Annotated in this window: 28 protein-coding genes and 4 tRNA genes; 14 read left to right on the plus strand and 18 right to left on the minus strand. The window is 64.5% G+C overall.

Annotated features, from left to right (window positions below):
- Window positions 1-14: 14 nt before the first annotated feature.
- The 8 genes from secE to ACZI8Q_RS09685 all read right to left on the minus strand — a co-directional run bounded on the left by secE (window position 15) and on the right by ACZI8Q_RS09685 (window position 2485).
- Window positions 15-440 (minus strand): preprotein translocase subunit SecE, encoded by a 426-nt coding sequence (gene secE, locus ACZI8Q_RS09650; RefSeq protein WP_463373298.1) that lies wholly within the window; start codon window positions 438-440, stop codon window positions 15-17.
- Between the two features lie 31 nt (window positions 441-471).
- Window positions 472-544, minus strand: a tRNA-Trp gene (locus ACZI8Q_RS09655).
- 171 nt (window positions 545-715) lie between these two features.
- A complete protein-coding gene (hadB, locus tag ACZI8Q_RS09660) occupies window positions 716-1144 on the minus strand; it encodes a (3R)-hydroxyacyl-ACP dehydratase subunit HadB (protein ID WP_463373299.1) in 429 nt (142 codons plus the stop codon).
- Entirely contained in the window at window positions 1128-1616 is a 489-nt protein-coding gene (hadA, locus tag ACZI8Q_RS09665; protein WP_463373499.1) for a (3R)-hydroxyacyl-ACP dehydratase subunit HadA, read from the minus strand. The genes hadB and hadA overlap by 17 nt, the downstream gene beginning before the upstream one ends.
- 161 nt (window positions 1617-1777) lie before the next feature.
- Entirely contained in the window at window positions 1778-1942 is a 165-nt protein-coding gene (rpmG, locus tag ACZI8Q_RS09670; RefSeq protein WP_463373300.1) for a 50S ribosomal protein L33, read from the minus strand.
- A gap of 61 nt (window positions 1943-2003) precedes the next feature.
- A tRNA-Met gene (locus ACZI8Q_RS09675) sits at window positions 2004-2076 on the minus strand.
- Window positions 2077-2121: 45 nt separating this feature from the next.
- Window positions 2122-2194 (minus strand) — tRNA-Thr (locus ACZI8Q_RS09680).
- Between the two features lie 208 nt (window positions 2195-2402).
- Window positions 2403-2485 (minus strand) — tRNA-Tyr (locus tag ACZI8Q_RS09685).
- 197 nt (window positions 2486-2682) lie between these two features.
- Here ACZI8Q_RS09685 and ACZI8Q_RS09690 point away from each other — a divergent pair.
- A complete protein-coding gene (locus tag ACZI8Q_RS09690) occupies window positions 2683-3174 on the plus strand; it encodes a YajQ family cyclic di-GMP-binding protein (protein ID WP_463373301.1) in 492 nt (163 codons plus the stop codon).
- A gap of 65 nt (window positions 3175-3239) precedes the next feature.
- Here the strand turns inward: ACZI8Q_RS09690 and htpX are convergent, their stop codons facing one another.
- Complete coding sequence (htpX, locus tag ACZI8Q_RS09695; protein ID WP_463373302.1) at window positions 3240-4094, minus strand: zinc metalloprotease HtpX; 855 nt, start codon at window positions 4092-4094, stop codon at window positions 3240-3242.
- Window positions 4095-4219: 125 nt separating this feature from the next.
- Window positions 4220-5224 (minus strand): polyprenyl synthetase family protein, encoded by a 1005-nt coding sequence (locus tag ACZI8Q_RS09700; protein ID WP_463373500.1) that lies wholly within the window; start codon window positions 5222-5224, stop codon window positions 4220-4222.
- 206 nt (window positions 5225-5430) lie between these two features.
- Here ACZI8Q_RS09700 and ACZI8Q_RS09705 point away from each other — a divergent pair, with 206 nt between their 5' ends.
- Entirely contained in the window at window positions 5431-6693 is a 1263-nt protein-coding gene (locus ACZI8Q_RS09705) for a geranylgeranyl reductase family protein (protein ID WP_463373303.1), read from the plus strand.
- A gap of 71 nt (window positions 6694-6764) precedes the next feature.
- Here ACZI8Q_RS09705 and ACZI8Q_RS09710 read toward each other — a convergent pair whose 3' ends face one another.
- Genes ACZI8Q_RS09710 through menD form a run of 4 tightly spaced genes read right to left on the minus strand, consistent with a single transcriptional unit; the run spans window position 6765 to window position 10775 of the window.
- Entirely contained in the window at window positions 6765-7463 is a 699-nt protein-coding gene (locus tag ACZI8Q_RS09710; protein WP_463373304.1) for a demethylmenaquinone methyltransferase, read from the minus strand.
- Window positions 7464-7502: 39 nt separating this feature from the next.
- Window positions 7503-8666: a glycosyltransferase family 4 protein gene (locus ACZI8Q_RS09715; RefSeq protein ID WP_463373305.1), complete on the minus strand. Its 1164-nt coding sequence runs from the start codon at window positions 8664-8666 to the stop codon at window positions 7503-7505.
- 46 nt (window positions 8667-8712) lie between these two features.
- Window positions 8713-9165: a DUF3592 domain-containing protein gene (locus ACZI8Q_RS09720; RefSeq protein ID WP_463373306.1), complete on the minus strand. Its 453-nt coding sequence runs from the start codon at window positions 9163-9165 to the stop codon at window positions 8713-8715.
- Window positions 9162-10775: a 2-succinyl-5-enolpyruvyl-6-hydroxy-3-cyclohexene-1-carboxylic-acid synthase gene (menD, locus tag ACZI8Q_RS09725; RefSeq protein ID WP_463373307.1), complete on the minus strand. Its 1614-nt coding sequence runs from the start codon at window positions 10773-10775 to the stop codon at window positions 9162-9164. The genes ACZI8Q_RS09720 and menD overlap by 4 nt, the downstream gene beginning before the upstream one ends.
- A gap of 145 nt (window positions 10776-10920) precedes the next feature.
- Between menD and ACZI8Q_RS09730 the strand changes: the two genes are divergently transcribed.
- Entirely contained in the window at window positions 10921-11742 is an 822-nt protein-coding gene (locus tag ACZI8Q_RS09730) for a siderophore-interacting protein (protein WP_463373308.1), read from the plus strand.
- A gap of 69 nt (window positions 11743-11811) precedes the next feature.
- Here ACZI8Q_RS09730 and ACZI8Q_RS09735 read toward each other — a convergent pair whose 3' ends face one another.
- From ACZI8Q_RS09735 to ACZI8Q_RS09745, 3 genes are read right to left on the minus strand one after another with little or no spacing between them, the layout of a single operon-like run.
- Window positions 11812-12258, minus strand: a complete 447-nt coding sequence (locus ACZI8Q_RS09735; RefSeq protein ID WP_463373309.1) for a DUF6918 family protein — start codon at window positions 12256-12258, stop codon at window positions 11812-11814.
- Window positions 12259-12303: 45 nt separating this feature from the next.
- Window positions 12304-13245, minus strand: a complete 942-nt coding sequence (locus ACZI8Q_RS09740; RefSeq protein ID WP_463373501.1) for an o-succinylbenzoate synthase — start codon at window positions 13243-13245, stop codon at window positions 12304-12306.
- 53 nt (window positions 13246-13298) lie between these two features.
- The gene (locus ACZI8Q_RS09745; RefSeq protein ID WP_463373310.1) at window positions 13299-13952 is read right to left on the minus strand and encodes a PaaI family thioesterase; all 654 of its coding nucleotides are present in this window, start codon (window positions 13950-13952) and stop codon (window positions 13299-13301) included.
- Window positions 13953-14030: 78 nt separating this feature from the next.
- Between ACZI8Q_RS09745 and ACZI8Q_RS09750 the strand changes: the two genes are divergently transcribed.
- The gene (locus tag ACZI8Q_RS09750; RefSeq protein ID WP_463373311.1) at window positions 14031-14924 is read left to right on the plus strand and encodes a 1,4-dihydroxy-2-naphthoyl-CoA synthase; all 894 of its coding nucleotides are present in this window, start codon (window positions 14031-14033) and stop codon (window positions 14922-14924) included.
- Window positions 14925-15056: 132 nt separating this feature from the next.
- Here the strand turns inward: ACZI8Q_RS09750 and mqo are convergent, their stop codons facing one another.
- On the minus strand, window positions 15057-16448 hold the full coding sequence (mqo, locus tag ACZI8Q_RS09755) for a malate dehydrogenase (quinone) (protein WP_463373312.1): 1392 nt from the start codon (window positions 16446-16448) through the stop codon (window positions 15057-15059).
- Window positions 16449-16555: 107 nt separating this feature from the next.
- On the opposite strand from mqo, the gene ACZI8Q_RS09760 reads away from it, so the two are divergent.
- The 10 genes from ACZI8Q_RS09760 to ACZI8Q_RS09805 all read left to right on the plus strand — a co-directional run bounded on the left by ACZI8Q_RS09760 (window position 16556) and on the right by ACZI8Q_RS09805 (window position 22416).
- A complete protein-coding gene (locus ACZI8Q_RS09760; RefSeq protein ID WP_463373313.1) occupies window positions 16556-17452 on the plus strand; it encodes a LysR family transcriptional regulator in 897 nt (298 codons plus the stop codon).
- A 124-nt stretch (window positions 17453-17576) separates the two neighbouring features.
- Window positions 17577-17813 (plus strand): LapA family protein, encoded by a 237-nt coding sequence (locus tag ACZI8Q_RS09765; RefSeq protein ID WP_463373314.1) that lies wholly within the window; start codon window positions 17577-17579, stop codon window positions 17811-17813.
- Window position 17814: 1 nt separating this feature from the next.
- Window positions 17815-18273 carry a hypothetical protein gene (locus tag ACZI8Q_RS09770; protein ID WP_463373315.1) on the plus strand — a complete coding sequence of 153 codons (459 nt, stop codon included), beginning with the start codon at window positions 17815-17817 and terminating at the stop codon, window positions 18271-18273.
- A 5-nt stretch (window positions 18274-18278) separates the two neighbouring features.
- Window positions 18279-18674 carry a VOC family protein gene (locus ACZI8Q_RS09775; RefSeq protein ID WP_463373316.1) on the plus strand — a complete coding sequence of 132 codons (396 nt, stop codon included), beginning with the start codon at window positions 18279-18281 and terminating at the stop codon, window positions 18672-18674.
- A 66-nt stretch (window positions 18675-18740) separates the two neighbouring features.
- Window positions 18741-19922 (plus strand): anion permease, encoded by a 1182-nt coding sequence (locus tag ACZI8Q_RS09780; protein WP_463373317.1) that lies wholly within the window; start codon window positions 18741-18743, stop codon window positions 19920-19922.
- Entirely contained in the window at window positions 19919-20176 is a 258-nt protein-coding gene (locus ACZI8Q_RS09785; RefSeq protein ID WP_463373318.1) for a hypothetical protein, read from the plus strand. Before ACZI8Q_RS09780 ends, ACZI8Q_RS09785 begins: the two co-directional genes overlap by 4 nt.
- A 40-nt stretch (window positions 20177-20216) precedes the next feature.
- The gene (locus ACZI8Q_RS09790) at window positions 20217-20543 is read left to right on the plus strand and encodes a DUF3349 domain-containing protein (RefSeq protein WP_463373319.1); all 327 of its coding nucleotides are present in this window, start codon (window positions 20217-20219) and stop codon (window positions 20541-20543) included.
- Between the two features lie 4 nt (window positions 20544-20547).
- On the plus strand, window positions 20548-20835 hold the full coding sequence (locus ACZI8Q_RS09795; RefSeq protein ID WP_463373320.1) for a DUF3349 domain-containing protein: 288 nt from the start codon (window positions 20548-20550) through the stop codon (window positions 20833-20835).
- 43 nt (window positions 20836-20878) lie between these two features.
- Window positions 20879-22054, plus strand: coding sequence for an o-succinylbenzoate--CoA ligase (gene menE, locus ACZI8Q_RS09800; RefSeq protein WP_463373321.1), 1176 nt, complete (start codon window positions 20879-20881; stop codon window positions 22052-22054).
- Window positions 22055-22131: 77 nt separating this feature from the next.
- The gene (locus ACZI8Q_RS09805; RefSeq protein ID WP_463373502.1) at window positions 22132-22416 is read left to right on the plus strand and encodes a DUF1490 family protein; all 285 of its coding nucleotides are present in this window, start codon (window positions 22132-22134) and stop codon (window positions 22414-22416) included.
- Window position 22417 lies beyond the last annotated feature (1 nt).

Here is a 22417-nt window from a genome sequence, read left to right on the forward strand (position 1 = left end):
GCGGGCGGAGTTTGTCAGCCGAACAACCAGGTGACGCCTTGCCCGACCGCCAAGTCGATACCGAAGATGAACGCCGTCATGAAGGTCACGAACACCAACACGACAATGGTGTAGGTGATCAATTGCTTACGGTTCGGCCAGATCACCTTACGAAGTTCGGCGATGACCTCGCGGATGAACCGGCGAAGACGCTTGAAGATGTTCGGCTTCTTCGCCTGATCCTTGGAATCCTTCGCGGAAGCCTTCACCGGCTTCGGCGACGTTTTCACGGATGTTGCGACGACGCCGTCTTCACGCTTTCGACGAGCCGAGCGCTTACCGCTGGGCTTCCCCGTCGGCGCAGTGGAACGCGTGTCTGCGGCAGCGTCGGTGTCGCCGGCACCCCTCGGGCTCGTGGACCCTGAAGTGTCGCCGTCGCGCTTGTCGCGCTCCTCGCTCACATCGTTCCTCTCAGTCGCTGGCATCCGGGGGCAGGGGCGACAGGACTTGAACCTGCAACCTGCGGTTTTGGAGACCGCTGCTCTGCCAGTTGAGCTACGCCCCTTCGGCTGGCCCGTTCAGTTCTCGCGAACCCGATGGACCAACCACTCTGCGATTACATAACACACGCGCTACCCTCCTCGGCCGAACAGCACCGTAGGGCAGCGCGCAGCGCTGAGTAATCCCAGAAATCTCAGTGTACTTGAAGCCCCGGAACTAACCCAATCCGCCTGGCTCAGGCCAGACGAACCGTTGCCGTGGCGCGACCGAAGATCTTCTTCCCTTCGGACTTTGCCACAATTGCGACCACTGCAGTCTTGCTTTCTTCGTCGACGGACTTCACCTTGCCGGTGAACTCGACAGTTGCAGCCTTGTGTGCGTCGACGTACACAGGACTGGTGAAACGAACATTGTAGGTGGTCACCGCGCCAGGATCGCCGAGCCAAGAGGTGACGAAGCCGGCCCCGAGACCCATGGACAGCATGCCGTGCGCGACCACGTTGTCGAGGCCCGCCAGCTTCACGACCTCGTCGCTCCAGTGGATCGGGTTCGCGTCACCCGACACACCGGCATAGTTGACCAGGTCTCCACGAGTGAGCTTGACCGTCCGCCCGGGTAGCTGCTGCCCGACCGCCACGTCAGCGAACTTACGTAGCGACTCCATGCATGACCACCTCCTTGACGGCGTCCATCCAACTGTCGTCGACCGCACCACCACTGCGTGCCACTAGCGTGGTGTAGGTGGTCATGACCAGTTCGTCGTTCTGATCGGTGACGATGTTCTTGGTGACGATCAGGTCGCTACCGGCCATCTGCCGGAACGAGTCGAGGTACACGTCGCATACGAGGCGGTCGCCCACCTGGACAGGCTTGGCGAACTCGAGTATCTGGTCGGCCTGCATGATCTGGCTGAGGTCGTAGCCGGTGACGATGTCGTCGAACAGCTTGCGCTGCGCAATGAGGCCGACCATCGAGATGAAGGTCAGTGGCGCGACCAATCCGTCGTAGCCGAGTCCCTTGGCGGCGTCTTCGCTCCAGTGGGCAGGATGAAAATCCTGGACCGCACGAGCGTAGTCACGAACCTTCTCGCGTCCGACCTCGTAGAAATCGTCGACCCGGTAGTGATGGCCGACCATGGCCTTTGCATGCGCAGCCGGGTCTACCGACGCGTCCGGAACAGCCTTAGATTCGTCGATGTCAGTCACGCGATGGAACCCTTCTCAATCCCCTGGAAGCACGACACGAAGAGGTGCGCGCGGCGCCCTCTTCGTGTCGACCACGCAAACCCAGGTTCGTGTTACTTGGATTCGCGGTGCGACTGGTGAGTTCCGCAGTTCGGGCAGAACTTCTTGATCTCGAGACGATCGGGGTCGTTACGCCGATTCTTCTTCGTGATGTAGTTGCGATGCTTGCATACCTCGCAGGCCAAGGTGATCTTGGGCCGAACGTCGGTCGAGGCCACGGGATGCCTTCTTTCGGGTAATTCTGATCGCGGTCAATCAGGGTGGTTCATACATACTGTGTAGCGGTGACCGGACTTGAACCGGCGACGCAACGATTATGAGTCGTTTGCTCTACCAACTGAGCTACACCGCCTCGGTGTCGAGTGTCGCGCACTGGGCGCTCCACCACAATCCAGCGAGCCCCCTAACGGAATCGAACCGTTGACCTTTTCCTTACCATGGAAACGCTCTGCCGACTGAGCTAAGGGGGCGTACTTCATGTGCACATCGCTGCGCGCTGAAGCCTTGACGAGATTACACAGAGTTTCCGCCGACTACCAAACCTGCAGGTGAGTGGCGTTCCAAACCTACCTGTGAGCGGTTGAGGAGTCTCTGGACTCGTCACCCACTCACAGGCAGCGGAACCGTATCTCGTACGACAGAACCCCGGCGAACCGAAGTTCACCGGGGTTCTGTGTGTGGCAGATGTAGGATTCGAACCTACGTAGGCAAAAGCCGACGGATTTACAGTCCGCTCCCATTGGCCGCTCGGGCAATCTGCCGTTGCACGGGACGCGCCTCCAGTGGAAGCAGCGCCTCGCTGCGAAGAGAAGAATACAACGAATGTGCCCCCGTTTTGCAAACCGGGTGGATACAGGCGGCCCTCGACCCGATAGCGTCGATGTGCCCCACCGTGCAAGGCCGGGCGCCCGACCGGGGATCCGGGGCGGGAACAACGAGACCAGACCAGGAGTGTGACGTGGCTGATTCGTCCTTCGACGTCGTGAGCAAAGTCGATCGGCAGGAGGTGGACAACGCTCTGCATCAGGCAGGCAAGGAACTTTCGACCCGGTACGACTTCCGCAACACAGGTGCGTCGATCGACTGGTCGGGTGAGGAATCGATCACCTTGACCGCCGACACCGAGGAGCGACTGAAAGCCGCTCTCGAGGTGTTCAAAGAAAAGCTGATCCGGCGGGACATCTCCCTCAAAGCGTTCGACGCGGGCGATCCTGCACAATCCGGAAAGGTCTTCAAACTGTCCGGCAACCTTGTGCAAGGCATCAGCACGGAGAACGCCAAGAAGATCTCGAAGAAGATCCGCGACGAGGGCCCCAAGGGCGTAAAGGCGCAAATACAGGGCGAGGAGCTGCGCGTCAGCAGCAAGAAGCGTGACGACCTCCAGGCCGTCATCTCACTGCTCAAGGGTGAGGACTTCGGCATCGCCCTGCAGTTCGTCAACTACAGGTAAAGGCAAGCCCCTGTGCGTGGTTGACGAGTCCAGAGACTCCCCGAGCACTCACAGGGGCGAAGCCCCTACCGGCCGGCCATGCGTTCGAGCCGCTCGATCCGCTCTTTCATAGGTGGGTGGGTGGAGAACAGACGGCTCATCTTCTCCCCCACCCGGAACGGATTCGCGATCATCAGATGCGACTGCGCTGTGAGTTTCGGCTCAGGAGGCAACGGCGCAGCCTGGGTACCCCGCTCGAGTTTCCTGAGCGCCGATGCAAGGGCAAGAGGGTCGCCGGTGAGTTCGGCACCCGATTGATCCGCCTGAAACTCCCGCGAACGAGACACCGCCATCTTCACGATGCCCGCCGCGATAGGCCCGAGAAGCGACACGAGGAGCAGCGCGATCGGGTTGGTGCCCTGGTTGCGCCCCCCGAACATGCTCGCGTACATGGCGAAGTTCGCGAGCCCGGACACGATGGCGGCCATCGCACCGGCAACCGACGAAATCAGTATGTCCCGGTTGTACACGTGGGAGAGTTCGTGGCCGAGGACTGCACGCAGCTCACGTTCGTCGAGTAATTCGAGGATTCCACTGGTACAGCACACCGCCGCGTTACGTGGGTTGCGTCCGGTTGCGAACGCGTTCGGCGCCTGGGTCGGGCTGATGTACAGACGCGGCATCGGCTGATGGGCAGTGGTGGCCAGTTCACGCACGATGCGATAGATGACAGGGGCCTGCACTTCCGTGATCGGTCGAGCGTGCATGGCTTTGAGCGCCAACTTGTCGCTGTTGAAGTACGCGTAACCGTTCATTCCCACGGCGAGAACCACGGAGAGCAGCAACGCGGTCCTGCCGAACAGTGACCCGATGAAGACGATCAGCGCCGACATTCCGACCAACAGGACCAGCGTCTTCGCCCCGTTTGCGTATCCGCGCACGTGTTGCCCTTCCTACTAGTCCCCCGCCTTGTGAAACGAAGAACCTGGGCGAACGAGTTCCCCCACCCGTCACGTTACGGCTCGGACAGCAACTTTACGGCTCGGGCAGTCGAATACTGTTCGACTCAGCCGACGCGCGCGATCGTGTAGTCCACCAGCTTCGACAGCGCATCGTTGGCCGGTCCTGCCGGCAGTTCCGCGAGTTGGGCGCGAGCACTGTCCGCGTACTCGCCCAGCGTCGCCTTCGCGGCCGCCATGCCCTCGGAGCGTTCGAGGAGTGCCAGAGCCTCGGCGACTTCGGCGTCGTCCGTCACCGGCCCGTCGAGAAGTTCACGCAACCGGTCTGCGTCTGCGCCTTCCTCACGAAACGCATACAGCACGGGAAGAGTGTGGACGCCTTCCCGAAGGTCGGTGCCGGGGGTCTTACCGGACTGGACTGCAACCGACGAGATGTCGATGATGTCGTCCGAGATCTGGAAGGCGATACCGACTGCGTCGCCGAGCCGCTCGAGACGCTCGACGTGCTCTGCGTCCGCCCCCGAGAACGTGCCGCCGAAACGGCCGCAGGCGGCGATGAGCGATCCGGTCTTTTCCCACACGACCCGGAGGTAGTGCTCGACGGGATCTTGTTCCTGCTTGACCCCGATGGTCTCGCGCATCTGGCCGGTGACAAGTTCGGCGAACGTTTCGGCGATGATCTCGACGGCGTCCGGGCCGAGTGTCGACACCAGCCGCGACGCATGCGCGAACAGGTAGTCCCCGGCGAGGATCGCCACACTGTTCCCCCACCGCGCGTTGGCGCTGGGCGCACCGCGACGCATGGTCGCCTCGTCCATCACGTCGTCGTGGTAGAGCGTGGCGAGGTGAACGAGTTCGACCACTGTGGCCGCCGTGATCACAGACGGATCGTTCGGCTTCGCGCCCAACTGTGCAGTCAGGAGGGTGAAGAGCGGACGGAACCGCTTACCGCCGGCCCTGGCCAGGTGGAGCGCTGCTTCGGTCAGGAAATCTTCACCGTCGGAAAGCTCGCCGATCAGTAGGTCCTCGACCTGCTTCAGGCCGTCACGAACAGCTGCGGCGAGCTGGGGATCCCCCAGTTCGATCCCAGCAACCACGGTGTCTGCGCTCACGCCTGCTGTGGGGCGCGCTGTGCCCGCCGGCGGGCGCGGTTCGGTGCCCTCGGTGCCCACCGGTTCGGTGCCCTCAGTGCTCACGGTGTCAGTACCCATTCCTGTCGTCAGTGACGGCTCGGTTCATACCGTAGTGAACCTAGCCGCTCGCGCGCCGATCGACCCAGCGGACGACACGCGTTCGGCGCTCCTGACAGGATATGGACGTGGCCGTAGATGATCGCTTCCTTGTCCAGGCACCGTTGCCCGAATCGACCGATGTGCTCGTGATCGGTGCCGGACCTGCTGGTTCGTCGGCTGCCGCGTGGGCCGCGCGCACCGGTCGGCCGACCGTGCTTGCCGACGCCGCGGTGTTTCCGCGCGACAAGACGTGTGGTGACGGACTCACTCCGCGCGCCGTCGCCGAATTGGACCGTCTCGGTCTCGGTCGGTGGGTCCGCTCGAAGGTCGCCAACCGAGGGTTACGGCTGAGTGGCTTCGGCCAGGAACTCGAACTCGAGTGGCCCGCTGGCTCATTTCCAACGGTGGGCAGCGCGGTGCCGCGGACCGAACTCGACGACCGAATCAGAGCCGCCGCCGTCTCGTCCGGCGCCGACATGGCCCAGGGCGCGAAGGCCGTCGACGTGGAGTACCGCGGTGACCGGGTGCACGGCGTTCGATTCCGGACCGCCGACGGAGAACGAACCGTGCGGTGCGAAAAGTTGATCGTCGCCGACGGGGTGCGGTCCACACTCGGCAAGAAGCTCGGCCGCGAGTGGCATCGGGACACTGCATACGGGGTTGCTGCCCGCGCGTACATCGCGACTCCTCGTAGCGAGGACCCGTGGATCACTTCTCACCTCGAACTGCGCGACGGCGCTGGAACACTGCAGGCCGGCTACGGTTGGGTGTTTCCGCTCGGCACCGGGGACGTAAACATCGGTGTCGGCACGTTGGCGACATCGAAACGGCCCGCACCCGGCGCGCTGCGTCCGCTGCTGGATCTGTATCGCACCCAACGCCTCGACGATTGGCAGTGGGAATCGGAACTGCGCGACGTGGCGTCGGCGCTGCTGCCGATGGGCGGCGCGGTGTCGAACGTGGCCGGACGCAATTGGGCCGTGATAGGCGACGCTGCCGCATGCGTGAATCCACTCAACGGCGAGGGCATCGACTACGGGCTCGAGGGTGGCCGACTGATGGCGGACATTCTGGACGAGGACGATCTGACGCACGTGTGGCCGACGATTCTGCGTGATCATTACGGACGCGCCTTCTCGGTGGCCCGTCGTCTCGCCGGACTGTTGACGGTGCCGCGTGTGCTGCCGATGTCCGGTCCCGTCGCGATGCGCTCGCGCGCACTGATGTCCATCGCAGTCCGGGTTATGGGAAATCTCGTCACGGACGAGGACACCGACCTTACGGCGCGGGCGTGGCGGGCGTCGGGGGCCGCGTCACGGAAGGTCGATTCCCGGCCGATGTTCAGGTAAGGCCGCTCCGCGCCCTGTGAGTGGTTTGCGAGTCGCTGGACTCGTTGGCCACGCACAGGCGGCGAAGCCGCCTACCGGGTGGCGCGGTGCAGAGCCACGATTCCGCCGGTGAGATTCCGCCACTTGACGTTGCTCCAGCCGGCGGCCTCGATCCGGCGTGCCAACTGCTCCTGGGTCGGCCACGCCCGGATCGACTCGGCGAGATACACGTAGGCGTCGGGGTTGCTGCTGACCGCCCGAGCCACCCGAGGCAGCGCCTTCATCAGATACTCCATGTAGACCGTGCGGAACGGCCCGAACACGGGTGTCGAGAACTCGCTCACGACGAGACGTCCACCAGGCTTGGTGACTCGGGCGATCTCCCGAAGCCCGGCATCGAAGTCGGACACATTGCGCAATCCGAACGAGATGGTCGCGGCATCGAACACGGCGTCCGCATACGGCAGATGCATGGCGTCACCGGCCACCATCGGCACTCGGCGGCTCGCACCGGCCTTCAACATTCCCTTGGAGAAGTCGGTGGCCACACACCAGGCACCGGAACGCCCGAGTTCCACGGTGGATACCCCGGTCCCGGCCGCCAGATCGAGCACCCGCTCCCCCGGCTTCAACCCCAATGCGGACCGTGTTGCCTTCCGCCAGCTGCGATCCTGCCCGAACGACAGAACGGTGTTGGTGAGGTCGTAGCGCTCGGCCACCCCGTCGAACATGGACGCGACCTCGTGCGGGTCCTTCTCGAGGGAAGCCCGTGAACCGTGTGTAGTTGCCACGACCGAAACGCTACCAACCGCTGTGCCCGATACAGCCGCTCAGGCCGCATGGCCTTCCCGCAGGCCCGGCGTTCGGGCGACGTCGACGTAGTGCTGCACGAGTTCGTCGCAGATGGCGGGCCAGGTTCGGTGCAGGACGGATTGTCTCGCCGCTTCCCCGAATCGGGCGCGCATCCGCCGGCTGACGAGTGCGTCGACCGCGCTCGGGAGTAGTTCGGCGAATCGGTCGACCGGCAACAGGTAGCCGTTGCGGCAATGTGCGACGAGGTCCCGCGGGCCGCCCGCGTCCGGACCGATGACCGGAACGCCACTGGACAGAGCTTCCTGCACGGCCTGACAGAAGGTCTCGTGCTCGCCGGGATGCACGAACACATCAAGACTGGCGTAGGCCTGCGCCAGTTCGATACCACCGAGTTGGCCGGTGAACACTGCGCCCGGCATCAACGCCTGGAGTGCACCTCGGTCCGGTCCGTCACCGACGATCACGAGTTGAATCCGGGGGTCTGCAGACAAGACGGCCAGCCGTTCCACATGCTTCTCGGGCGCAAGCCGGCCGACGAATCCCACCACAAGTTTGTCGTGGCCCTGCTGCCCGTTCTCACGCAGCAGCCAGTTCTCACGCAACGCCTCGCTTCGACGCGACGGAGCGAAACGCGCGATCTCGACGCCTCGTGCCCATTTGTGAACGCGCGGGATGCCGTGCGTAGCCAACGCGTCGACCGCGGACGTCGACGGCGCCAGCGTTCGGGTGCAGCCTTTGTGCAGCCGGCGGGTCCACGCCCACGCGGCGCGGCTCGTAAGCCCGAGACCGTAGCTTTCGGCGAATCCGGCCACGTCCGTCTGGTAGACCGCGACGGTCGGAAGACCGAGACGATGGGCGCCGCCGAGCCCGCCCGCACCGAGCAGGAACGGTGATGCGAGATGCACGACGTCCGGCGCGAAGGCACGTAGCTGCGCGGTGAGTCCCGGCTGTGGGAGACCGACCGGCAACGAGCTGACCTTGGGAACCATGACGGCGGGCACACGGTGGATCGGAACACCGTTGTGTTCGCGAGGCGCGGGAGGCAGGCCGGCGACGGTGTCGGGTGCGACGAGCATCGCGTCGTGCCCGGTGCGGCCCAAGTGTTCGAGAATCCGGAGCACCGAGTTGGCAACCCCGTTCATGTTCGGCAGGAACGACTCCGCGACGATGGCTACTCTCACGACCCTCAGCGTGACAGCGCCGCGAATCACGGCGGCGAGTGTGCAGTTACGTCGAGGCGAACTTCGAGGAAACCTCCGGCTCCGCATCCGCACCGGCACGGCGACGCAGATACCAGATCAATGGACCGGCGAGTAGCCAGGTCACGGCGATCACCGACCCTGCGGGAATCACGGCCACGCTGGCATCGCGGCCCGCCACACGCACCAGGTCCGGCTCGCTCCGCGCGTACTCGACGTTGATGTGCTGCCCCACGGTGAGCTTTGTCGGGTACAGAACGCCGAGTTCCGGGTTGTGCATCACCCCGTCGGGTGTGACGAAGGAGATCGCGGATCGCAAGGAACCGGCGGAGAGCACTTCGGCGGTGGCGGTCCCCATGTCGGACTCGATCGTCTGATCGTTGCGCCATGCGCCGATCACCAGCAGCACGGACAGCACTGAGATCAGAATGGCCGCGATCGCGACACCGTGCTCGATCCGGCGGAACACCTGTGGGCTCACAGGTGCGCCCGCACTGCCGCGTGGAGTTCGCGAAGCCCGGACCGTTGCGTGGCAACCTCGAGCACCCTGATGCCGTCAGCGGATTCGGCCAACTTCTCGGTCAGCCCGTCCAGGTCCACCGCATGATGTTCGATCCGGTAGGCAGCGCACAGTGCCGCGAGATTCATGCCGTGGGGTGTTCCGAACACCCGCTCGAAGACGCCCGCGTACTGAGGGTCACCCTGCTCGAGCAGTTCGAAGATCCCGCCGCCGTCGTCGTTCGCGACCACGATGGTCAGGTCGCGGGGCCTCGGTTCTCCGGTACCGATGAGCAGGCCGGACGCGTCGTGCAGGAAGGTGAGGTCACCGAGGAGGGCAACCGTGCGCCCGTCTTCGTAAGCCATGGCCGCGCCGACGGCAGCCGACACCGTGCCGTCGATCCCTGCGACACCACGGTTGGACAGCACTCGAACCTTCGGCGACGGATAGCTGACCAGCGCTGCGTCGCGCACCGGGTTGGATGCGCCGAGCAACAGCTGGTCACCGGGGCCGAGCGCGTCGGTCACCGCGGCGGCGACGTGCATTCCGGTCGCTTCCGTGTGAGCGGCGAGTTGTCCCCGAACGGCCTTGTCCGCGTGTTCGGACAGCGTGCGGCAGCGTGCCACCCAGTCGGGGTCGGCGACGCCACTCACGACTGCCCGCGTCCCGGTGGCGAGCACGTTGCCGGACACGTCGGGCCAGCGCGGGCCGGTGGTCAGCGCGTATACGTCGACGGCCGGATCGGCCAGCAGCTTCGAGACGGGGCGATGCAGTGTGGGCCGTCCCGTGACGATCGCTTGACGCGGCTTCAGCTGGGCGATGGCAAGTGGGTGCACGGGGATGCCGTGCAACGGCGCCGTCGGCTCGGCGACCGTCGGCATTCCGGCCAGTTCGGGACGCAAAGCGGAACCGTGGCCGGAAATCACCAGGGTGTCGGGGGTGATGTCGATGTCCACCGGCACGTCCAGGGTAGCGTGCTGGGTGGTCGTCCAGGCTGCTCCCCTGGGCCGCCCGTCCGGCACCGGTCCCTGGGCGTGGACGTCCGGCACCAAGGGCTCGCGCAGCGGAATATCGAAATGAACGGGGCCGGCATTACCGGATCGGGTGCCCCGCGCCGCCGCGAGGACGCGGCACACCGCCGATCGCCACTGGCTGTTCTGACCGGCGTCGTCCTCGGCCAGCCCGAGACTGATGGTGGCGCGTACCTGGGTACCGAACAGGCCGAGCTGCTCGACCGTCTGGTTCGCCCCGGTACCGAGCATCTCGTACGGCCGGTTGGCACTGAGCACGATCAGGGGCTGGCGCGCATAGTTGGCCTCGAGTACTGCCGGGCCGAGGTTGGCGACCGCGGTTCCCGACGTCATGACCACCGGAACCGGCCGATGGCCAGCGACGGCGAGACCGATTGCGAGGAATCCGGCGGTGCGCTCGTCGATACGCATGTGCAGACGAAGCCGGCCTTCGCGGTCGGCGGCCTCCAGAGCAAACGCCAGCGGCGCATTCCGCGAGCCCGGGCACAGCACTACTTCACGAACGCCGCCGCGAATGAGTTCGTCTACGACTGCGGTGGCTTGTGCGGTGGACGGATTCACATCTCCAAGACTGTCAGATCCGCCGAAGAGTCCGCCGAGCGACCTGGTCGTCCGCATCAGATCGGCCCAACCGCCTCACCACGAAAGCAGCCAAATGGTTAGGCTTACCTGACCATCGCAATCGATCAGGGGAGCCCACGCCGCCATGAGCAAGTTCGTCAAGCCAGACAATCGCCAGATCGCGTCGGCACGCGTGGTTGCTGCCAAACAAATCAGTCCGAACTTCATCCGCGTCACCATCGCCGGCGAAGAGCTCGATTCGGTCGCCCCGATGGGTTACGACCAGTGGTTCAGGATGTTCTTCCCCCAGCCGGGACAGGACGAGCTGAGGTTGCCGACCAGTGCCAGCAATTTCTGGTACGCGCAGTGGAAGCTGATGTCCAAGGACTCCCGCCCGAACGTGCGCAACTACACCATCCGCGAGTTGCGTACGGCAGGCTCGGGAGTGTTCGGCGACAGCACCGAGATCGACATCGACTTCGCGGCGCATGGTGACCAAGGCCCGGCTTCCGCGTGGGCCACCAAGGCCGCAGCCGGCGACGAGGTTGCCATCTTGGACGAGGGACTCATCTACAACCCCGCTGCCGATGCCGACTGGCAACTGCTCGTCGGCGAGGAGAGCGCCTTACCCGCGATCGTGGGAATCCTGAACTCGGCTCCTGCGCATCTGCGCGCCGAGGTCTTCCTCGAGGTAGCCGATCCCGAAGATGTGCAGGAGATTTCGGACATCGGCGAGGGAGTCAACGTCCACTGGCTGATTCGCAAGGATGCCGACGCCCGGCCGGGCACCCTGGCACTCGACACCGTCAAGAACGCCGACCTGCCGTCCGGAGCGTGCTACGCGTTCGTCGCGGGCGAAAGCGAATTGGCCACCTCCCTCCGGCGACATCTGGTCAACGACCGCAAAGTCCCGAAGTCGCACATCTCGTTCACCGGGTACTGGAAGTTCGGGCGCGCGTCCGCCTGACCATCCCCCATGTATGACGAAGGGGCGCCGACGAGTCGACCGTCGGCGCCCCTTCGCGTGAGCTGTGCGTCAGGCTGCGTACTTCTGCACCAGGTCGCCGAGACGCGGCAGCGCCTCGATCACATGCTTCTGCGCAGACGCGCGCAGCGACGAATACACCTTCTTCACAGCAGCACGATCGCTGCCCTCGATACGCGCATCCGTGACACCGAGGAGCGAGTTGGACACGTCTTCGCCGCGGGCGACCAGGTACTCGGAGAACGATCCACCACCGGCGGTGGAGAAGTCCTGCCAGTACGACTCGAGCTTCTCGACGAACGCGGGCAGAAGGCCTTCGATGGCGTCCGGAACGACGGACGGGCCGACCTTGTTCACAGCCGCGTAGCCGCCCTTGAGTGCCAAGCCGGAAGCGCCGGTCTTGTCCCCCACCTCTGCGTCGATCAGAGCCTGCACGTCCTTGACGACGTCAGGAGCCTGCGCCTCACCGAGCAGGGATTCTTTCAGAGCTGCAACCACTTTCAATGCCTCCGTTTGACCTATCGATCTGTTCCGCGGCAGACACTATACGAAAAGTGAGCCGCTTCGAGCCCCCAGCAGTTCGTGGCACCGCCGCATGCGCTCGAACCACCAGTTTGCTCGATCGACGCTCACCGCCAATTCCCCGAGACGGTCCGCGTCCGGCTCCAGGGTCGACACCACGAACTCGCCGTCCCGAAAGGCGCGCGGATCGGCAACATCCGTGACGAAAAGCCCTCCGGTCCCAAGGCCGCAAGCGAATTCGAGGTCGGGCAGTGCCGCCGCTGTCGCCAGCCCCGCCGAGATGCCCACCGCAGTGTCCAGCGCGCTCGACACCACCACAGGCACACCGTGCTCGGACAGTTCGGTCGCCAGGGTCAGCAGCGCACGCATACCGCCGAGTGGCGCCACCTTCACCACCGCGACATCCGCACCCCCGGCACGGACCACTCTCATCGGATCCTCGGCGCGCCTGATGCTTTCGTCGGCGGCAATACGTACGTTCGGCAGGCGGCGACGTACCTCGACGAGCTCGTCCACGGTCACGCACGGCTGCTCCGCGTACTCGAGGGGTCCGTCCGAGGTGAGCGCGGACAACACGTGAACAGCTTCGTCCACAGACCAGCCACCGTTCGCGTCGACCCGCACGTTCGGGATCGCTTCGCGTACCGCGGCAACGCGAGCAATGTCGTCATCCGGTCCCTGACCGCGTTCAGCCACTTTGACTTTCGCCGTGCGGGCGCCGTCGAACCGGTCCAGCACCTCGGGTACGCGCGAGGGGTCGATCGCCGGGACCGTCGCGTTGATGGGCACGGTGTCACGCAACGGCGCAGGTGGTCCCATCCACGCGGCCTCGATTCCGGCGGCAAGCCAGTTCGCGGCCTCGTCGTCCGCATACTCCGGAAACGGTGCGAACTCCCCCCACCCGGCAGGACCGTGGAGCAGCAACGCTTCTCGCGTCGTGATCCCCCGAAATCTCACGCGCATGGGCAGACCGACCACAACGGCGGACTGCACCAGTTCGTCGAGCGAGGGCAGCTTCACTGTTGGCCGGGAAGTAACTGCACCATCAACGCTTCGCAATCGGCAAGCAACGTGTCGCCCTGCAGAAGTCGGGCTGTGACGAATGTCTTGCGCCCCTCGACCCGATCCACGGCCCCCTCGACCGTGAGTTCCGTATTCAACGGAGTCACCGCGCGGTAGTTGACGTGTAGATACGCGGTGCGACTGATCGGGCGCCCGTAGGCGTGCACGATCATGCCCATCAGGTCGTCGAACAGCAACGGCAAGGTGCCGCCGTGTGCCGCACCGTTGCCACCGAGATGGAACCGTCGAAACACCCCCCTGCTCTTCACCCCGTCCGGGCCGAACTCCTCGACTGTCCACGGCAACATGAGCAAGCTGCCCCGGCCGGGAAGCGCAATGACACGCCCGGAAGGTGACTCGCCTTCGGGCACCACGTGCGGCTTCAGCAGATCGACCAACTCTTCGACTCGGTCGGCCGCGTGCGCCAACACATCCTTCGGCGGGTCGACGGATACGGCCAGGTCCTGCAGGTTTCGCATCGCCTCCACGAACCGCGGCCAGTCCGGGCCCGGATCTGCCGCTTCGAACTTGGGGAATCCGCCGTGATGTTCGTAATCCGGATCGCCCTGCCCGTTGGCGTCCACCGCGTCGGCTGTGTACTCACTCATACCTGCACTAAACCACGACGGTCGGATCGAGAGCGAGACGTTGTTCACGAACCTCGTTCAGGCCCTATTCTCGGACGGGTGACCTTCAATGCAGAGCTCTGGCGCCCCGTACCCGGTTTCGAGAATCTGACCGACATCACGTACCACCGACACATCACGGAGGGCATCGTGCGCGTGGCCTTCGACAGGCCCGAGGTTCGCAATGCGTTCCGCCCGCACACGGTGGACGAGTTGTACGAGGTTCTCGACCACGCACGCATGCTGTCGGACGTCGGCGCCGTGCTGCTCACCGGCAACGGCCCCAGCCCCAAGGACGATGGTTGGGCGTTCTGCTCGGGGGGCGACCAGCGAATCCGTGGACGTAGTGGTTACCAGTACGCGGACGGAGAAACCGCGGACACCGTCGACCGCGCACGTGCAGGTCGCCTGCACATCCTCGAGGTGCAGCGCCTCATCCGATTCATGCCGAAAGTGGTCATCTGCCTCGTCAACGGCTGGGCTGCGGGCGGCGGACACAGCCTGCACGTCGTCTGCGACCTCACGTTGGCAAGCCGGGAACACGCCCGGTTCAAGCAGACCGATGCGGACGTGGGCAGCTTCGACGGCGGGTACGGCAGCGCCTACCTGGCCAAGATGGTCGGACAGAAGTTCGCTCGCGAAATCTTCTTCCTCGGCGACACCTACACCGCCGAAGAGATGCATCAGATGGGCGCGGTCAACAAGGTCGTCGACCACGCGGAACTCGAAGACGTCGCCATCGAGTGGGGCACCAAGATCAACGGCAAGTCACCGCAGGCGCAGCGAATGCTCAAGTTCGCATTCAACCTCCAGGACGACGGCCTGACGGGACAGCAGTTGTTCGCCGGCGAGGCCACCCGCATGGCCTACATGACCGACGAGGCCGTCGAGGGCCGCGATTCGTTCCTCGAAAAGCGCGCCCCCGACTGGCGACCGTATCCCTGGTACTTCTAGGGAAACGTCTTCGCAGCTCACACCCTCATCGGGACTCGGCCACGCGGCGGATCACCTCGATACGGACCAGGCTGGTCGGGACGGGGATCGTGCAGTCGGCACCTGTGAGTGAATTGCGAGTCCGGAGGGTCGTCAACCGCTCAGGGGCATGAGCCTGCGCAGCTCCGGCGTCCATCCGTCGATGCGATCGGGAAAACACTCCGCAAGCAACTCGACCATGATCGACGGTGCGGTCGAGGCTCCCGGGGACGCTCCGAGCAATCCCGCGATGGTTCCCTCGCCACCGACCACCAGCTCCGTACCGAGTGTCAGAACGCCAACCCTGCGGCGATCGGGCTTCACGAGCTGTGCACGTTGACCTGCCTGAATCAGCTCCCAATCCGCCGGATCTGCAGTGGGACAGAACCGCTGCAGTTCGGCGAACTTGCGCCGGCGCGAAGCCACAAGCTGCGCGAGCAAATAGCGGACCAGTGACCGATTCTGTATACCAACTGCCAGCAGCACAGGAACATTCCGAGGCCGAAGAGTCGTGAACAGATCTGTCCACCGCCCCTTCCGGAGCAACTTCGTGCTGAAGGTCGCGTACGGGCCGAACATCAACGACTCACGGCCGTCCACCACTCTTCTGTCGAGGTGCGGAACCGACATCGGCGGTGCACCGAGAGCAGCCTGGCTGTACACCTTCGATTCGTGCTGCGCGACAACATGTGGATTCCGGGTCCGGAAGAACTGTGCGCCGAACGGAAAGACCGCGTACCCACGAACCTCCGGAACCCCCGCCTTCTGAAGAAGTTTCAACGCGTATCCGCCGGCGCCGACGAAAACAAATCGAGCACGCACTTCGAATGCGTCACCGGTGGCGAGATCGACGCCACGTACCTGCCAGTGTCCGCCGCTGATGCGGTCGAGGTGTCGCACTTCGTGGCGCATCCGAATCCGCGCCTGCGTCATCGTTTCCATGAGGAGCCGCGACAACGCGCCGAAATCGACGTCCGTACCGCCCGGATGCCGACTCGCGGCAATGGGCTCGCCGGAGGTTCGCCCCTGCATCAGCAGCGGTGCCCATTTCGCAATCGTGTCTGGGTCTTCGGTGTACTCCATCGCTGTGAAGGGTGAAAGAGTCTTCAGGGTCGCAAACCGCTCACGGAGGTAGGCGACGTCGCGGGCGCCGAACACGACATCCATGTGTGGGGTCGACGAGATGCATTCCGCGTGCGCCCTCGGCGGGACCATCGAGCGCCAAAACCCCTGCGAAAGGTCGAACCGGCGCGCAACGTCCACGACCTTGGTCGCATCACTCGGGTCGGGCATGTAGTTCAGCTCGCACAACCCCGAATGACCGGTCCCCGCGTTGTTCCACGAATTGGAGCTCTCGGCAGCCGGTTCACCCAGACGTTCGTAAACGGCGATCGACCACTCCGGCTGCAGCTTGGCGAGCAGAGCACCCAACGTCGCCGACATGATTCCGCCGCCGACCAGAACGACGTCGACCAACTCACCTGAATGCTCCGGCTGTTCCGGCACTGAAGCCTTCTTCCCGACCACGGCAACCCCTTTCGTTGTGGAGTTGCATGGTCACCCCGCCCGTATCAATCCGTCCAACGTGAAACTGCTGCTATTACGATCCGAATATGGATGAGTTGGATGGTCGTGAAGCTGCGTCGCTCGCGCCCCTGATGGCCGCCTTCCTTGCCGCTGCCGAAGAAGGCCACGTCACCCGCGCCGCGGAATTGCTCGGAGTACCGCAATCGTCGCTGAGCAGACGCTTGCGAACCGTCGAGAAGACCCTCGGTGTCGCTCTGTTTCAGCCGGTGGGCAGGGGAATCGCGCTCACCACGCAGGGTCGCGACCTGTTCGATCACATACGTGGACCCATGCGGGACCTGGATCACGCCGTGGCCGCCGCACGCGAGCACGCCGACCCGGAAGGCGGTCTCGTGCGCTTCGGATTCCCACTGACGTTGGGACCGGTCAGCGTCCCGTCCCTGCTCGCCGACTTCCACCGTCGTGCGCCCAGAGTGCGGCTACAACTCGTCCAGGCACACGGTGAGGCGCTGGCCGGGCAAATCCGGGAGGGACGCCTGGACCTGGCCGTCATGATTCCCCCGCCCGACGACCTTCCGTTCACGGTGATCGGACGACAACGCATCCATCTGGTGGTATCCCGCGAGCACCGATTGGCGTCGAGGAAATCGGTAGAGGGCGCCGACTTGGCCGACGAGGCGTTCGTCGCGAATCCGCACAACTACCACCTACGGCATGTCACCGACTCCTGGTGCGCCGAGGCCGGGTTCACCCCCAAGGTCGCATTCGAGATCACCGAGTTCGACACCCTGCGCTCGTTGGTAGCACACGGTATGGGTGTGGCTCTCCTGCCTGACGCGGAAACGCCGCAACCCGACCTCGTGAGCGTCCCACTCGTCGATGCACCCGATCGCAGCATCAGCCTGGTGTCCGGGCATCACCGACCGATATCCGCGGTTGTCAGGTTGCACGACCACATCACCACTTCCCCTGTGAGCGATTAGCGAGTCTGGAGAGTCGTTAACCACTCACAGGCGAAGGGGATCGCCACGCTGTATGAACGCTTTGCCCCCGAACCGCCTTCACCCACATAGACTCACGCCAAGAACTCCGAACGAGGAGAACACGATGAGCACAACGAAGAATTCGATCCGCCACCGTCTCGCCCTTGTGTCATCTGGCCAATGGACTGCGCTGATTCTGACCACCTTGCTGGTGGTGTTCGTCGTTCAGAACCGCGATTCCACTTCCATCAACTTGTTCTGGATGAAGCTCACGTCCCCACTGTGGTTCGTCCTCCTCGCAATATTCGTACTCGGCTGGGTGGTCGGCTTCCTGACAAACCGACGGCGACCAAGGACTTGAGATGCACGTACCGGAAGGGCACCGTGAGGTACCCGCATCCCGCCACCGCCGACCCGAGGGAGTGTCCGACCAGACGGTTCTTGCTTTGGGCAGGTTGTCCGAAGCCCTCGAGACAGTCGAGCGGGCTCGGGGGCACCTCTACTCCTTCCACCAACTGATCGGGCATGCGGATCTGCAACTGGACGCGGTGGTCGCGCATCTGCGCTCGGCGGGACACAACGCGCAGGCAGACCGCTTGGAACACGACCTTGTGGGACGAAACGTGGTTGACGGCCGGTGGACGTTCCAAATCATCGAGGAGTTCGACGACGGGTACTGGGCACAATTCCGCGACCACGAACGGGCACTGCGCGACGAACTCGCCGAGGGCAAGCGCCACCTGTTCGAGGCAGATATGAAGGAGGCTCGGCGCACCCACGGGCGGCCCGGCCACGAAGCCAGACCGAGTGAAGGAGATTGAGAGACGTGGAAATCCTCAGCAGCAGAACTATTCTGCGGCCGAAGGACTACTCGAAAACCCTGGCCTTCTACCGGGAAACTCTCGGATTGGCGACGGCTCGCGAGTACCCCGGCGGCACGGTCTTCTTCGCTGGGCAGGGTCTGATCGAAATCGCAGCACACGGCGGCCGCGGCGATTCGACCAGTTTCGACGGTGCACTGTGGCTGCAGGTGCGGGACCTGACGGCCGTTCAGACCGGACTGGTGCTGGCCGGTGTTCAGATCGCGAGAGAAGCCCGTCAGGAACCGTGGGGTCTGCACGAGATGTGGATCACAGACCCGGACGGTGTGCAGATCGTGCTCGTCGAGATCCCCTACGACCACCCCATTCGGCTCGATTCGCGGGCACCGGAAACCGAGTAGAACGAGGGTTGCACCCCGGGCAGCACGGTTCGTTCATCGGTTGGACACGAGCTGTACATTTACGGGGTGACCGCTGAGCTCATCGTTCTCCTCGTCGTCGTCGTCACGGCACTCGGATTCGACTTCACGAACGGATTTCACGACACCGGCAACGCGATGGCGACGTCGATCGCGACGGGAGCACTGCGACCGAAGGTGGCGGTCGCGCTGTCAGCGTCATTGAACCTCGTCGGCGCCTTCCTGTCCGTCGAAGTCGCAGCAACGGTAGCGAAAGGTGTGGTCAACCTCGATTCCGTCGGTAATGACGCGCTACTCCTGATCGTTTTCGCCGGTCTCGTCGGCGGCATCCTCTGGAATCTCGCGACCTGGCTTTTCGGGTTGCCGTCCAGTTCCTCGCACGCCCTGTTCGGTGGCCTCATCGGATCCGCCATCGCGGGGATCGGCGTGAGCGGCGTCCAGTGGGACGGCGTGATCGGGAACATCCTCGTACCCGCCGTCCTCGCTCCGGTCGTCGCTGCACTGGTCGCCGGCGTAGGAACCTGGCTGGTCTACCGCCTTTCCTCGAACGTCCCCGAGGAGTCCCGGCAGAAGGGATTCCGGATCGGCCAGATCGGCTCCGCATCCCTCGTCTCCCTCGCGCACGGCACCAATGACGCCCAGAAGACCATGGGCGTCATTTTTCTTGCCCTCGTCGCTTACGGCAGCATCTCCCCCGATACGGAGATGCCGTTCTGGGTGAAGCTCAGCTGCGCCGTGGCCATCGCACTGGGCACCTACCTGGGGGGTTGGCGCATCATCCGCACCCTCGGCAAGGGACTCGTCGAGATCGCATCCCCGCAAGGCATGGCTGCAGAATCGTCCTCCGCAGCAATCATCCTCACGTCGAGCCACTTCGGTCTGCCGCTGTCCACCACACATGTGGCCACCGGTTCGATCCTCGGTAGTGGGCTGGGACGCAAAGGCGCGGAGGTTCGCTGGAGTGTGGCCGGCCGCATGGCAGTGGCGTGGCTGATCACACTGCCGTCCGCGGGTATCGCAGGCGCAATCTGCTGGGCTGTCGCCCACGTCATCGGTGGACTGCCCGGCGTCCTGGTCGTGTTCGGCGCACTCATCGGGCTCGCCACCTTCATGTACCTCCGGGCGCGTAGGCAACCGGTCGATTCCGGCAACGTCAATGCGGAGTGGGACGCGAGCGATCGCACGTCCGAGAACACACCGACCACCATCACCGACGGGAGCCAGGGATGACACTTCTGACCGACACCCTCGATTCCCTGTGGCAGGTCGTTGCCGTAGGACTGCTGTTCGGAGCGGGACTGCCCGCGCTCTTCGCCCTGGGACTACGCTCATCGGCCGCAGGTTCGGGGCCGGGCGGGTCCACCCTCGTCGGCAAGATCGGCGCGACCTTGTGCTTCGCCATCATTGTCGTCGCTGTCGCCAGTGGAATACTGCTACTCACCGAAGACTTCCTGGCCAGCACCTTCGGAATCAAGGTCTTCTGAGCGGCATGAAGTCCGCCCCATCGCAGAAAGAGGACGGTTGATGTCCAAGTACTCGCTCCGTTCCGTCCTGGAGTGGCTCCGTGCCGGGTACCCGGAGGGCATACCGGCGAAAGACCATTTCGCCATACTTGCCGTGCTGCGTCGCCGCCTCACGCCGGAGGAAATCGAAGAAGTCGTCGCACTGTCCGCTGCGACTTCCCAGGAGCATCCCGAACGCCAGATCGATTACACCCGCATCAGGAATCTCATTTCCGGCGTCATCCACGAGGAGCCGACCGACGAGGATCTCGCCCGCGTCACCGAGCGCCTCGCTGCCGGGGGCTGGCCCGTTGCCCACGACGAGGAAGCGCCGCGCGAACTGGAGTGATGCGTTGAGTCTTCCTCCGTTACTCGCCTCCATCGTCGGCTGGCTGCGAGCCGGTTATCCCGACGGTGTGCCCGAGCACGACTACATTCCACTGTTTGCGCTGCTCGCCCGTCGACTGTCCGAAGACCAGGTCGACGCCGTGGCCGACGTGCTCGTCGAGGCGGGTGACCTGCCGATCGAAAAAGCGGACATCGCAGTACTGATCACCAAGGTCACCCACGAGATGCCGCTCGAGACGGACGTGGGCCGTGTCAGTGCCCGCCTCGCTCGAGGTGGTTGGCCCCTTCTCTGATCCCCTGTCTGATCCCCGCCACGACTCGTGAAACCCTGAATTCATGACGCGCCCGCTACGCCTGCTCCCCATCCCGGCCGGACCGGGTGCCGCCGCTGTCCTGCCCAGCTTGGCAGCGACGCTCGAGGACGACGGACCCGCGTTTCTTCCCGTGCCGCGCGACGACCACCGCGAAACTCTGCGCCTCACCGATGCACTCGGACCGGACGAGCCCATCGACCCAGATATCTCACTCGTTGTTGCAACATCCGGAACCACCGGGACACCGAAGGGTGCGATGCTTCCCGCCGCTGCCTTGCGGGCGAGCGGAAACGCCACCCATTCACGTCTCGGTGGCCCAGGTTCGTGGTTGCTGGCGTTGCCGCCGCATCACATTGCCGGCCTGCAAGTGTTGCTGCGCAGCATGCTGGCGGGCACCGACCCGGTGATCCTGGACGTGTCCAGCGGCTTCGACCCTGTGGATTTGATACCCGCGATCGCGTCGATGACCGGGCCACGGAAGTACACGTCGCTGGTGCCTACCCAGCTCGTGAAAGCACTCGACCACCCGGATGCGGCCGCGGCCCTCGCATCGCTGGACGCGGTACTGCTCGGCGGCGCCGCGACACCGGTACCGGTTCTCGCCCGAGCCACAGAAGTGGGCATCACCGTCGTTCGCACCTACGGAATGAGCGAAACCTGCGGAGGCTGCGTGTACGACGGGGTGCCGCTGGACGGCGTACGGGTGCGTGTCGAGGGCGGCCGCGTTCTCCTCGGCGGACCCGTTGTCGCTCACGGATATCGAGGAATCCCGGACCACCCGGCTTTCGCCGAGCCCGGGTGGTTTCGCACCGACGATGCCGGAACCGTCACGGACGGGACTCTGCGCATCACTGGTCGTCTCGACGAAGCCATCTCGACGGGCGGGCTCACGGTCGTCCCGCAAGTCGTGGAAGCGGCGATATCGGAGCATCCCGACGTTCGCGAATGCGCGGTGATCGGCGTGCCCGACGAGCGACTCGGCCAGCGGGTGGTGGCCGTGATCGTCGGGGAGGAACCTCCGACGCTCGATCAACTGCGTGTATTCGTGAGCCGTGCTCTCGACGCGACTGCGGCACCCCGCGAACTGCATGTCGTCGACGCTCTCCCACTGCGCGGACCGGGCAAGGTCGACCGGCGGGCACTCACGGCCCGCTTCCGACAGGCGGGGGGTGCGGCGGCCGACAGACAAGTCCGGTGAGTACCGCGACTGGGCAATCGACTATCGACTCTCTCTGTTCCGATGTGCTGGGCTTCCCGGAGATGCGAAAATGGGACATGGCCCTTCACCTAGTTCTCGCCAAGGCCGCTTCCACCGTCGTCACCGGCGTCGTCGGAGTTGCCGCCTACAACGGCGCCCGCAAAATTGTCGCGAAAGCCCCGATCCACGACGCAGCGGTTACGGTCACAGCGTGGGGTCTCCGGGGCACTCGGAAAGCCGAGGAAGGCGCGGAGTCGGCGCGCTTGAAAATCTCCGACGTGGTGGCCGAGGCCAGGGGCCGGATCGGTGAGGACGTTCCGCCGCCAGCCGAACCCGATGTCGGTCACGGTCACCAACACTGAC

The organism is Rhodococcus quanlei, assembly GCF_055231015.1.